Source organism: Marinobacter sp. (genome assembly GCF_039977835.1).
GTDB lineage: Bacteria > Pseudomonadota > Gammaproteobacteria > Pseudomonadales > Oleiphilaceae > Marinobacter.
Map to the genome: position 1 here is coordinate 318,845 of NZ_JBDWCL010000064.1, position 13,086 is coordinate 331,930.

General features: G+C 56.5%; 10 protein-coding genes. 7 read left to right on the forward strand and 3 right to left on the reverse strand.

The features are described 5' to 3' along the window. The first annotated feature begins 13 nt into the window (after positions 1–13). Positions 14–661, forward strand: a complete 648-nt coding sequence (gene msrA / locus ABJM11_RS19295) for a peptide-methionine (S)-S-oxide reductase MsrA (protein WP_348292635.1) — start codon at positions 14–16, stop codon at positions 659–661. Between the two features lie 10 nt (positions 662–671). Continuing rightward, the gene (gene msrB / locus ABJM11_RS19300; protein ID WP_348292637.1) at positions 672–1,100 is read left to right on the forward strand and encodes a peptide-methionine (R)-S-oxide reductase MsrB; all 429 of its coding nucleotides are present in this window, start codon (positions 672–674) and stop codon (positions 1,098–1,100) included. A gap of 42 nt (positions 1,101–1,142) precedes the next feature. Here the strand turns inward: msrB and ABJM11_RS19305 are convergent, their stop codons facing one another. Further along, positions 1,143–2,114, reverse strand: coding sequence for a calcium/sodium antiporter (locus ABJM11_RS19305; RefSeq protein WP_348292639.1), 972 nt, complete (start codon positions 2,112–2,114; stop codon positions 1,143–1,145). 239 nt (positions 2,115–2,353) lie between these two features. Between ABJM11_RS19305 and mqo the strand changes: the two genes are divergently transcribed. The 5 genes from mqo (at position 2,354) to ABJM11_RS19330 (ending at position 9,924) form a co-directional block, all read left to right on the forward strand. After that, a complete protein-coding gene (gene mqo, locus ABJM11_RS19310) occupies positions 2,354–3,835 on the forward strand; it encodes a malate dehydrogenase (quinone) (protein WP_348292641.1) in 1,482 nt (493 codons plus the stop codon). Between the two features lie 152 nt (positions 3,836–3,987). Continuing rightward, complete coding sequence (locus ABJM11_RS19315) at positions 3,988–5,220, forward strand: carboxylate--amine ligase (RefSeq protein WP_348292643.1); 1,233 nt, start codon at positions 3,988–3,990, stop codon at positions 5,218–5,220. A gap of 53 nt (positions 5,221–5,273) precedes the next feature. Continuing rightward, positions 5,274–7,298, forward strand: coding sequence for a hypothetical protein (locus ABJM11_RS19320; protein ID WP_348292645.1), 2,025 nt, complete (start codon positions 5,274–5,276; stop codon positions 7,296–7,298). A gap of 32 nt (positions 7,299–7,330) precedes the next feature. After that, positions 7,331–9,001: an acetolactate synthase large subunit gene (locus tag ABJM11_RS19325; RefSeq protein ID WP_348292646.1), complete on the forward strand. Its 1,671-nt coding sequence runs from the start codon at positions 7,331–7,333 to the stop codon at positions 8,999–9,001. 50 nt (positions 9,002–9,051) lie between these two features. Beyond that, positions 9,052–9,924 (forward strand): hypothetical protein, encoded by an 873-nt coding sequence (locus ABJM11_RS19330; RefSeq protein ID WP_348292647.1) that lies wholly within the window; start codon positions 9,052–9,054, stop codon positions 9,922–9,924. Positions 9,925–9,933: 9 nt separating this feature from the next. On the opposite strand, the gene ABJM11_RS19335 is transcribed toward ABJM11_RS19330, so the two are convergent. Further along, positions 9,934–10,533, reverse strand: coding sequence for an exopolysaccharide biosynthesis protein (locus ABJM11_RS19335; RefSeq protein WP_348292648.1), 600 nt, complete (start codon positions 10,531–10,533; stop codon positions 9,934–9,936). Positions 10,534–11,690: 1,157 nt separating this feature from the next. Beyond that, positions 11,691–13,016, reverse strand: a complete 1,326-nt coding sequence (locus tag ABJM11_RS19340) for an IS1182 family transposase (RefSeq protein WP_053113971.1) — start codon at positions 13,014–13,016, stop codon at positions 11,691–11,693. Between the last annotated feature and the right edge of the window lie 70 nt (positions 13,017–13,086).

Sequence of the window (13,086 nt, forward strand, 5' to 3'; positions counted from 1 at the left end):
GGCAGACGCTGATATGTCGACATCCTGTAATATTCCGGGCCTGAACGTTCCGAAAAGCCGTTTCCCCGACCCTGAACACGACTTGCCCCCGGGGAATTCCCGCGAGCAACACATAGTGCTTGGCGGTGGCTGTTTCTGGTGTGTAGAGGCGGTTTTTCTGGCAGTGAATGGTGTTTCCAGTGTCGAGTCCGGCTATGCGGGCGGTCGTCCCGATACGGCGAACTATGAAGCGGTATGCAGTGGGCAGACCGGTCATGCGGAAGTGGTCGATGTCCGATACGATCCGCAAACAGTCAGCTTCGGGGAAATCCTCAAGGTTTTTATGTCAGTGGCTCACGATCCCACTCAACTGAATCGGCAGGGTAACGACCGTGGCACTCAGTACCGTTCCGCGATTTTTTATGAAACCGAAGACCAGAAGCGGGTAGCAGAAGCGTATCTTCGTCAGCTTGATTCAGCTGGCGTCTACGATGACCCTGTGGTGACCAGTCTGGAGCCGCTGGAGGCATTTTATCCTGCGGAGGCGTACCACCAGAACTTTGCGGCCCGCAACCCTTACCAGCCGTACATCATGGCAGTTGCGGCGCCAAAGATGGAAAAGCTTGTGGACACATTCGGTGACCGGCTCAAACCCGGTTATACCGGCAATGATATTGCCTGAGGAGGCTGCTATGAGCGTTTCTGCTGCAGGTTACGACCTGACACCGCTGACATCAGAACAGATCAATGAGAAGGCCGCCGGCCTCTCGGAAGAAGAGCGCAGGGTGTTGCTGGATCATGGCACCGAGCGGCCCTTTTGCGGCACGCTGCTGGATAACAAGAATCCGGGCGTGTATTACTGCCGGCTGTGTGAGTTGCCGCTGTTCAGCTCGGATTCCAAGTTTGATTCAGGCACCGGCTGGCCCAGCTTTTTTCAGCCTTTCGACACGGATCATATCCGCTACCTTGAAGACAGCAGCATGGGTATGACCCGCACAGAGATCCGCTGTCCGCGCTGCGATAGCCATCTGGGGCACGTATTTCCCGATGGTCCGCCACCCACAGGGCAGCGCTACTGCCTGAATTCGGTGGCCATGGTGTTCCGGGAGAATCAGGACTGATGTATCACCAGGCAAACCAGATCGGTTCTGGTTTGCCGTTGTTCAGCGAATAACGGTAGACACCAGATAGCTGGCGTAGCCAATATACACCAGCAGAAGTAACAGGCCTTCGGGCCGGGTGATGATCCGGGGCTTGCCGGCAAAGCCAAAGCTCATCACCAGAAGGCCTATGGTGAGGGCTGTCATCAGGCTCCAGTCGCGGTACAGCACTTCCATATCCACGGCCAGCGGCTCAATGCTTGCAGCCAGTCCGACAACCGCCAGAGTATTAAAAATACCCGAGCCCACAATGTTGCCGAGTATCAGGTCATGCTCGTTTTTCTTGACCGCCGCCAGGGCAGATGCGAGTTCAGGGAGCGAGGTGCCGATGGCGACAATCGTCAGTCCAATGACCAGGTCGCTGACGCCGAGGCTCTGGGCAATATATACCGCGCCCCAGACCAGCATGCGCGAGCTCACCAGCAGCAGGACCAGACCAACCACCAGCCAGATCAGCGCAATTTTCAATGGCATCGGATGGGCCACAAGCTCGGCGTCGGTCTCGCCTGTCAACGAGTCCCCTTTGCCCTGGATTCCCTGGTATATGGACCAGCCCATTACCATGGCAAACACTGCCAGAAGCACCCAGCCATCAAGCCGGGTCAGTTCGCCGTCGATCAGCTGGTAACCGGCGATGGCGGTGAGAGTCAGCAGCAGTGGCAGTTCCTTGCGTACGACCTGTGAATGCACGGCGATGGGAGCGATGACAGCAGTAAGTCCGACAATCACGGCAATGTTGGTGATATTGGAGCCGTAGGCATTACCCAAAGCCAGCCCCGGGTTGCCGTCCAGGGCCGCCATGGCAGACACGGCCAGTTCTGGCGCTGAGGTGCCGAAGCCAATGATCACCATGCCGATCAGCAAGGACGGCATGCCAAGATGCTTGGCGGTTGCTGCCGCCCCCTCAATAAACCGGTCGGCGCTCCACACGAGAAGAATCAGACCAGCGATGATTGCTGTAAATGCCAGTAACATAAAGTAGCCCTGATAATGAAAGCCGCCCGGTATGAGACTAAAGTGGCGGTGATATCGTCAACCTCAGGCGCAAGAATGAAAGAGCGCCGGGCGCGCGCATTTTATACGTTTGGCCGGCGATTGATAATCGCAATTTATTATCCGTTGAAAAAACGGGATAATCGCGCCACACATTCAGACAACCCTTCTGCTGATCGTGGACGGGTTACAGGCTTTTATACTAGCTAGGATGATAACCAATGGCCGTTAGACAGGCAGATGTAGTGCTGGTCGGCGGTGGCGTCATGAGCGCTACCCTCGGCATGATGCTCAGGCAGCTTGATCCTTCCCTGGACATCGTCATGGTGGAGCGTCTTGATCACGTGGCCCATGAAAGCACCGACGGATGGAACAACGCAGGTACCGGGCACGCCGGCTACTGCGAACTCAATTATACGCCGGAAACCGAAGATGGTGACGTTACTATCGACCGGGCCCTGAAAATCAATGCCTCGTTTGAGGTCTCGCTGCAGTTCTGGTCATACATGGTCGAGCAGGGCATATTGCCGGAGCCCAAAACCTTCATCAACCGTACACCGCACCAGAGTTTTGTCTGGGGCGAAGACGGGGTGAAATTCCTCAGGCGTCGGTACGAAAAGCTCAGTGCTCACCATCTGTTCCGGGAAATGGAATACACCGACTCCCCGCGGGATCTGGAAGAGTGGATGCCGTTGGTGGTGAACAACCGTGACCCGATGCAGAAGGTGGCCGCCACAAGAATCAAGCATGGTTCCGACGTGGACTTCGGCTCCCTGACCCGTAGTATGGTGGAGTACCTGCAGACCACGCCGAATTTCGAGCTGATGCTTAGCAGCCCTGTACATTTCCTTGCCAAGCGGGACAACGGCCGCTGGAAGGTGCGGGTAAAGAACCAGAAAACCGGTGAACTGACCAAGCTGGAGGCCGGCTTTGTCTTTCTGGGCGCTGGCGGTGGCGCCCTGCCGATGCTGCAGAAGTCCAACATTGACGAATCGAAAGGCTATGGTGGTTTTCCGGTCAGTGGTCAGTGGCTGGTCTGCCAGAAGCCGGAAATCGTTGAGCAACATCACTCCAAGGTTTACGGAAAGGCCCCGATCGGCGCTCCGCCCATGTCCGTGCCGCATCTGGATACCCGCATCATCAATGGTGAGCCGGCGTTGCTTTTCGGTCCCTTTGCGGGATTCACCACGCGCTTTCTGAAGCAGGGCTCAGTGTTTGACCTGTTCGGGTCGGTTAGCTCCACCAACCTGTTTCCCATGCTGTCTGTCAGCCGGACCAACATGGACCTGACCCGCTACCTCATTGGCGAAGTCTTCCAGTCCCACAGTGACCGCGTGGCATCACTGCGCAACTACTTTCCGGATGCACAGGAAGAAGACTGGCGCTTGCAGGACGCCGGCCAGAGGGTGCAGATCATCAAGAAATCACCGGATGGCGGCGGAAAGCTGGAATTTGGCACCGAAATTGTCGCGGCGAAAGACGGCAGCCTCGCGGCCCTTCTGGGTGCTTCGCCCGGGGCGTCAACGGCCGCCCATGCCATGATCGATGTGATCGAACGCTGTTTCCCGGAACGGATGAAAACGGCCGAGTGGCAGGAGCGCATGAAGGTACTGGTACCTTCCTATGGTCAGTCGCTGGTAGATGATGAGCAATTGCTCAATAAAGTGAGGGAGCGGACCCTCTCCACCCTGAAATTGGGGTAATATTCCCAAACGATCTAAAAACGACAGAAGCGCTGACAGCACTGGCTTAATCGCCCGTGGGGTCAGCGCTTTTTGCGTATCAGATGCCCGATCCGGTTGCGATTTGTAACTAAACCGTTACGTTATAAATACACACCCAAAGGAGAAGGCATATGAGCGAGCACAAGTTCGATTCGAATAAAGGTTATGTTGCACTCCTGGGCTGGAGCCTGAACGCGATAGAAGCCGCGGACAAGTTTGACCGCCGTTATGTAGTCGTCGCCCCTGACTGGGCCGAGGCCTACTGCAAAGAACACGATATTCCCTATGTTCCCTGGAATTTCGAACGCCTGAACGACCGTTCTGTGGAAATCGCCCAGACCCTCAAAGAGATGGGCGTGAATGTGGCGATTCCGCTATTCGAGGAAACCGTGGAGTGGGCCGGTGCCATCAACTCGGTACTGATGGACCAGCCCAAACTGTTTGGCCAGTCCCTGTTGCTGCGGGACAAAGCGCTGATGAAGCGCCGCGCCCAGTTGGGCGGAATCCGGGTGGGTATCTTCGAGGAAGCCCATGATCGGGAAGACGTTATCCGCTTCCTGAAGCGTGTAAACCAGACGCTGCTGAAACTCGACGGTGACCCCAACGACCCGATTCACCTGAAGGCCTTCGACAAGGCCGGTTGCCTGGGCCACCGGGTTATCCGTACACCGGATGAAGTGGATACCATCCCCGATGAAGAGTTTCCGGTGTTGATGGAATCGCACCTGGACGGCTGGGAGTTCGCGGTTGAGGCCTGGATTCACAACGGCAAGATCGCATTTCTGAACATCTCCGAGTATGTCACCCTGGGTTACTCCGTATTCGTTCCCGCTACTCCGGACCTGGAGAAGTATCGAGAACAGATTACCCGTGAGATCGAAAAACTGATCAAGACGTTCGACATCGAATTCGGGTTTATTCACCCGGAATACTTCGTGACCAGCGACAGTACCATGTACTTTGGTGAGGTGGCGTATCGGCCGCCGGGCTTCAAGGTGTTCGAGCTGCTTGAACGTGCCTATGGCTTCAACGCCTACCAGGCATTGATCATGACGTTTGACCCGAAAACCACTGATGAGGAAGTCAAAGCCTTCTTCCCGAAAGAGGTGGTGGATGCCACGGGCTATGCTGGCTGTTTCGGTGTTTATCCGCGTCGTCGCGTTGTCAGCAAGCTGGAAATGCCAGAGGAGACCGAAAACCACGAGTATTTCGAGTCTCACGAACTGACGCCGCCAATGGAAGAAACCGTCACCAAGCGTACCGCGTTCGGTACACACTGGGGCCTGATCTACTTCTTCGGTGAAGACCCCTACGTGATGAGAGATTTGCTGAAACATCAGGAAGAACTGGATTTCTATGTATAATTCCACAAGGAATTAACAACAACGGGTCTGGTCCAGACCCTGAGGAAGACAGTTTGAGCAACTCCGACGCTGGAAATCCGGCACCTGTCGTCAATTTCGATAAGCTGGTGCAGCGGCTGGATGATGCAATCACGGCTCTCGATGAGAGCCGTAGTTTCGCCAAGGCCGGCAAGCTGCCCCGGCTGTTCGATATCGTTCGCCGGGTCCTGCTTCAGCCGGGGGGGTGCCTTGCGGTCCAGGAACGCGCCGAGCGATTTGAAAAAGTTGGCGTTTTCTGGGGAACCGACTGGGCAGACCCCTCCATTCTTTTGCCTTCGCTGACAACCCACTCCCTGCAGAGCCCCCAAGCCGACACGGTTATCATCGAAGCACTCAGCGAACTGAGGTTGCTGGCGGTGGCTCATGGCGATTATCTGCACGAGTCGGTATCGGCAGAGCAGGCGCATCACTACCTGACCCAGGTGCTGGCAATCAATCTGAATATGCTGTTTGGTGAGTCCGGCGAGGCCGAACGGGAGCAGGGTAAACTCGCACTGATCAGCCGCGCGGTCGTGCAGCACGTCGCCGCACAGATCGGCTATGAGCATGTGATCGACCGGCTTATCGAAGAAATCTGGCGAATACTGCAACAACGACCAATCCAGGTAACCAGTGTGCGGCAGATGATTACCCAGATCGCTCTGTGCAGGGTAGACCCCAATGTCGATCTGGGTGGCGCGGGCCAGGGCGCCGAGCGCCTGATATCGAGTCTTTACGGGCCAACACAGGCGTGCCGGGAAGACCCGGGCATTCCGGTGTACGAGGAACGCCTGCAATCCATGGATTCGGGCGCCCTGCAGAGTGAAGCGACCGGATTTGCCCGCTCCATGCACGACACTGGCCTGGTATCGCCCTATCACGCTGCCTTTGTGCGCTACATCCTGGAAAAGCAGGACTCCATGCTGACCGAAGCACTGGGCCTGTCCAGTACCGGCCGCGACTGTCTGTTGTGCTACAAGGACCTGGTGAACGAACTTGTCAGCGAAGGCGTGTATCCGGAGACGGCGCAGGGTCTTTATGGCCTGGCGCTGATGCTGGAACGGGGCATTCTCTATCAGCCGCCACTGGCCCCCGCGCTCTGGCGCCAGGCCCGGTTGTCCATATGTCCGGAGGCGCGTGACCGTATACAGTTGGCCTACGGCTACCAGCCCCAGCCCAAAGCCTGGCTGATACAGGGTGTACTGAACATGCTGGGCCAACCTCTTGGCGTGGGCCAGGGCAACAACCCGACGTGTCAGTCTGCGCGTGCCCTGTCCATGTGGGCCTATAACGATCCGGACTACCTGCTGCAAATGGTCGCCTGGGCCGCGCGTGACAACGAGATCATGATGCACTTCGAGGGGCAGCCAGTGTCCTCGGCAGCCAGCCAGGGTGGCGTTGCCTCGGAAGTGACACTGGATCTGGACCCGGTCTCGCTGGTTGTAGTGCCACACCTGGACAGGATCTATGCCGAAATGGGCCGCATGTGCATCGGCCGGCAGGGCGATCCACACCAGTGGGTAAACCCTGAATTCCATGGCTGGTCGGCCGGGCGGGGCTTTCGCATCAATGTGGACGTGGCAACGGGGCAACTGGAGGACCTGGAAACCTTCCTGCGGTATTTCTACGCCAGTTACCATCCGTACTACAACGGCAACCAGCCGTTGATCCACCCTCAGCCTGCTGGCGTAGCAGTTACTGACAGCGCTGCCAGGTTTATTGGCTGGCACGCCATTACCATACTTCGTGTCACCCTGGACCCGGACGACATCATGCGGGTGTATTTCTTCAACCCGAACAATGACAGTGGCCAGAACTGGGGTGACGAGGTGGTGGTCAGCACGGCAGGCAAAGGCGAACGGTTTGGCGAGGCATCCCTGCCCTTTGAACAGTTCGCCTCACGGCTGTACATTTTTCACTTCGACCCTCTTGAGCGCGGTGAGCCTGCGGAGGTTGGCGAGGATGAGCTGGAACGGGTGATCGGCCGCGTTCACCGCAGCTGGGGCCGTGACAGGCTTCCCGCTGACGCGTTCCAGGCAGAACCGCCACAGGGAGGGTGACTCCAGACAATCCATCCAGCACGGGAGAGAGGATGACCGCACAGGCCGATAACCGCCGGAATGGTGCCGAATTGTTTGTTCATGCCCTGGAAAACGAAGGTGTTCGCTATATCTTCGCGGTACCGGGTGAGGAAAACCTGGACCTTTTGGAGGCCCTGCGTGAATCCAGCATTGAACTGATACTCAACCGCCACGAACAGGCGGCCGGCTTTATGGCCGCCACCTATGGGCGGCTGACCGGTCGGGTGGGTGTTTGCCTGTCGACCCTCGGCCCCGGGGCCACCAACCTGGTTACGGCGGCAGCCTATGCCCAGCTTGGTGGTATGCCAATGATGATGGTCTCCGGGCAGAAGCCCATCAAGTCATCCAAACAGGGGTTGTTCCAGATTCTGGATGTGGTGGACCTGATGCGTCCGCTTACCAAGTACACCCGTCAGATCAGCAACGCCAACACCATTCCCGCGAAAGTACGGGAAGCCTTTCGGCTGGCCTCTGAAGAACGTCCGGGTGCAGTTCATCTGGAGTTACCGGAAGACATCGCCTCGGAAATGGCGGATTCCGACACCCATATCTTCGAGCCCAGTGACGCCCGCCGGCCTTCGGCCAGTACCAAGAGCCTGGATGCCGCCTGCGATATGATCAGAAAAGCCAGGCACCCCCTGATCATGATCGGTGCCGGCGCTAACCGGAAACGGGTCTCTCAGGCACTGATCCATCTGGTGAATGTCACCGGTATTCCGTTTTTCACCACACAGATGGGCAAGGGCGTGGTGGACGAGCGTCATCCCCGTTATCTGGGCAACGCCGCGCTCTCGGCCGGCGACTTCGTGCACTGTGCCATTGACCATGCCGACCTGGTGATCAACGTGGGGCACGATGTTGTCGAGAAGCCTCCCTTCTTCATGAAGCCGGGCGGCAAGCAGGTTATCCACGTGAACTTCAGCGGCGCGGATGTAGACCCTGTTTATTTCCCGCAGCACGAAGTAGTGGGAGACATCGCCAACAGCGTGGAATACCTGGCGGAGCGTTGTGGCCAGTGTTCGGGCCATGATTTCAGCCGGTTTATGGAAGTGAAAGCCTCCGTGGACAGCCATCTGGCCGAAAAGATTGATGACAGCCGCTTCCCCATCATCCCTCAGCGTATTGTTCACGACGTGCGCCAGGTAATGCCTGAGGATGGCATCATCGCGCTTGATAACGGTATGTACAAACTCTGGTTCGCCCGTAATTATCCGGCGTACGACAACAACACCGTGCTGCTGGATAACGCCCTGGCATCAATGGGCGCTGGCCTGCCCAGTGCCATGATGGCGGCCATGCTGTATCCGCACCTGAAAGTCATGGCGGTATGCGGCGACGGGGGGTTCATGATGAACAGCCAGGAACTGGAAACCGCGGTGCGGCTGAAGCTCAATCTGGTGATACTGATCATCAACGACAATGCCTACGGCATGATCAAGTGGAAGCAGTCCCAGGAAGGCTTCACTAATTTCGGGCTGGATTACAACAACCCGGATTTCGTGAAATACGCGGAGGCCTATGGCGCCGCTGGCCACACCATCACACGCACAGAAGACCTTCTGCCCACCTTGAAAAAGGCACTCACTGCAGGCGGCGTGCACCTGGTCAATGTGCCTGTGGATTACAGTGAAAACCGTCGCGTGTTTGATGAAGAATTGGTAAAACTGACCTGCAATCTGTAGCCGGTGTAGTATTATCCGCTCTGAATTGACATCAGTTTGAGGGCGAGTGGATGCGTTACGCGTGGTTGAAGGTGGCGGTGCTGTCGTTGGTGATGGCTGTTGCGGCCGGGTGCAGTAAACCGGAAACACCCCAGGAAGTCGCCGCGGAGTTCTGGCAGGCCATGGCGGAAGACGACGCGGATGCCGTCGCCGACCTGTCGACGCTTGCCGATCCCTCTGCCTTCGACGGTTATGCCCGGGACTGGTTTGAAACCGTTCCAGACTTTGGGCGGATTGTTATTGAAGAACACGAAGCCACCATTGTCACCCGCTTACCCTCCGAAGACGGTGCTTCCGGTGAGCGCCTGGAAGTGATGACCTATCTTGTGCAACAGAATGGTGAATGGCTGGTTGATTATGATCGCACTGGCAAGGCCATCATGAACCCGTCACCGCTGGATGGCCTGATGGGTGAGATCAACAGGCTGGGCGAGCGTCTTTCGGCGACCTTCAGCCAGTCCTCCGACGACCTGACCCTCCAGATGGACGCAATGGCCCGCGAGTTCCGCGCGTACTCGGAGCAGGCAAGCCGCAAGGCCGAGCAGGCCATTGAAAGTTATGGCCGTGCCCTGCAGGCGTTTATGGAAGAGCTCGAGAAGTCCGTCGAAGAAGCTCTGGAAGAGAATCAGCAGGCTCCCGCCCGTGATCGCAGTGCCTTGCAGCAGACCGCTGCCGACCTCAACCAGAGCAGCGACAGGCTTGATGAGCCGGATTTTGACGCCTTTGCTGACAGCTCCCGAGCACTTGCTGAAGCGGGCGCCCGGTTTTCGCAGTTGAGCGATGAGGCCTTCGCAAGCTACCAGCAGACGTGGGAGGCCAAGCTGGAGAAAATCCGAGCACGAACCCGAACCTTTTTCGAAGATCTTGAACGCAGTGCGCAATAACCTGTGGGCCTAGCCCATCAGGCCGGTAATCACAAACCATCCGGTCAGCAGTGTAAGCGATGTTGCCACAATGGCCAGTAGCCCGTCCCGAGCCACAATACCCAGCCCGAACGCCATCAATGCACCACCAGCACCATTGGCGGTAAAGGGCACCACTTCCATTGCCGGCATTGCCAAGGCAACCAGAATGCAGATAACCGCCATAACGTAAAGCCCCGGGCCGTCTACCAGTATAACCAGCCGCGGGCCCGTCCACCGGTCCAGAAACCTCGCCGGCTTTTGCAGCCAGTCCAGCCCCTTCAGCAGCTTGTCCCGTGGAACAGAGCGTTGGGAAATCCATGAGGGTAACCATATGGAACGGCGCTGGAATAAAAGTTGGCCAAGTGTGAGTACCACGATCATCCCAAGAATCGTCGGAACACCGGGAATATCCCCGATCAGTGGTGCAATGGTGACCAGACCGGCCAACAACACCACCGGGCCGAAAGACCGTTCGCCCACACCATTGAGGATATCGCGCACCGTCACCTGCTCAGTTCCCTCTGCCGACTCGCGGATCTGGTTCAGAAGCTGTTCCATGTTCGTGGCGTCGTTGTCGTTTCTATGCATGCTGCCCACCGCAAATCCATCAGGGTTGCATTGGATTATATAGGCACCGGCGGGCTGTAATCGACAAATGTCACCTCTGATAAAAGGCCGGGCTTTTCAAGCGTTACTGGCATGAAATGCTGAAAGGGCATGAGGGGCTGGCCAGGCCAGCCGTTCTTTAAACAGCAGATGAAGTAGGCATGCCGGGGTATACAACCGCAGCATTGCTGTACGCGAGGCATAAAAAAAGCCCCTGAAATCAGAGGCTTTCTTCTCTTTGGTTGGGACGGCGACAACTTAAATGATGATTTATGTAATTGAAAAAAAAGATTTTTAAATTTTTATTTTTTTATGTGCCCCCAAAGTTGCCCCCTAAATACTCTCGTCATGCACTGGATTTAGCATGCAGAAATGCCAACGCCCAAGTCTAAAATGCCCTTTGAATGAAGATTGTTCATGAAGGCGCCGATAGGGGCAGAGTAAAAGACATGTGCGAACGCAGGATGATTTAGGTCACTATCCGTGGTGTCATAGAGAATGTCTGCTAACGGCGTAGCATCGTCGAGGCCTATTCTCACTATTCCCAAGTGTAGACTCATCGGTTGTACTTTCTCTGCCAAATGGAGGCGTACTCGCGACAAAATTTGAGGCTGGCCTTTCAGCAAGTCATTTAGTTCATAAGTCATGTACGCGGACAGCTTGAGATATCTTGTGCTCAGGGTTAGTCCCGGTGAGCTTTCCCCAGTCTGTTGATAATAGAGCTCCAGTATCTTAGCTAGGTATTCAGCCGTTGTGATTCCGGATCTGTGCAGTGTATCTGGTGAAGTTCTCAAATCATTGTGGGCAGCTACTAAAAGCAGATGTGGTGTGAACGGGGGATAATCACCAATTGGATCCGGTAAAGCCACTTGCGTCAATGAAGGTGGGCTGTCAGGAGCAAGTTGCACTGGAGTATTTGGTCCGTTGTGGACAACTTTAAGTCTCGCGCTAGGAGTCTGCGCGGCAGAAACGTTTTGAGCCCTCGTTTCCGCCAGACCGGATCATTGTCTGGCCGGAAGGAGTGTTCGCGATATCGGATCGGCTCCATCATCGCTTTCGATCCAGCCAGTTAACCGGTTAAAAGGGGCATCGCAGGGCCCCAGCTGTACCTACCGTGAGCCAAAGGCTGCCTCAGCGACTTATGCCAGCCTCATCAGTGAACTCATGCGCCTGAGATTGAGCGACAGACAGACAAGATCCCATTCACCCTGCACCGCCTGAAGGCCCCGCAAGCCGAACTGCCGGAAGCCCAGGACATTCTTGATCCAGCCATTCACCGCCTCAACCATGTGCTTGCGCTGAGCGTAGACTGCTCGCCCCTCCGCCGTGGTAAGCTTCTCCTCCATGCGGGCCGTCGCCGGGTACCGGCTCGCGTTTATATCTCCGGTTTTTTTGCCTTCCCGGCGCAGCGAGACGTAGCCATCTATGCCTTTTGTCTCCAATGCCTGCAAGTCTTCCTCTTTGCGATAACCCGCATCAGCCAGACATTGGCCTGGGTAACTTCCCAGAGTTTCTTTTACCTCGCCCAGCAGCGGCACCAGACAGCCGTTATCACTGGGGTTGTTACCCTGGCGGTTGCCCACGATGATCTGGAACTCGCCATCCACGGCCAGTTGGCCGTTATAGCATTGCTGGAACCCATCATTCGTTTTCATGATCCGGCTTTGGGGGTCGGTAAAGTTACTCTGAGCCTTGTCCTCCGGAACTCCATAATCTCTCTTGAAGTTCCGGCCACCCTTGGGTGAGCGGCGATCATCGTCTGGATGCCGGCCTTTGGCCTCATCTTGCGTTTTTTGATCCGCTTCCAGTTTCTCCTTCGCTGCCCGGATCTTGTCCAGCCGCCCCTGACGGTGCTGAAGCTCTTCGGGTAACTCGTCGCCCCGCTGATCCGGGCCAAACTGTTGGTCTTCCGATTCATCCACACGGCGAGCCTGGCCACAAAGCTCATCAACCTCTTTTGACAGACGGGCTTCTTCCTCCCGCATGCGGTCATAGCTCATGGCCTTGTGCTTACTGGCGTTGGCCCGGACCTTGGTGCCATCAATCGCCAGCGTACCGAGAGTAACCAATTCCGCTTCCTGGGCGATCCGGACCACCTGAATAAATACGGCCTTGAACGCAGCCAGGTGTTGCTTGCGAAAATCGCAGATAGTGCGGTGTCTGGGGAAATTGCCAGCCGCCAGGACCCGAAGGGCGACATCTTCTTCCAACTTCCGGGCGATCTTTCGTGATGAAAACACGCCGGTCGCGTACGCATAGATCAACACCTTCAACATCATCCGCGGATCGAAAGGCGAGTTGCGCCGACCGCTCCCTTCATACCGGGCGTAGAAGGCACTCAGATCCAGTTCCTCGACCACGTCACTGATGAAATAGGCCAGATGCCCTTCGGGCAGCCACTCGTTCAGGCTCGGGGGAAGAAGCAGTTCCTGATCAGGTGAATAGGGGCGGAAGGTGGTTCCCATCGGATTCTCCGGTGCTGAAGAATTTTTACGTATTATGCCAGAAGGTGGCTCCTGCCGCGCAGACTCCTAG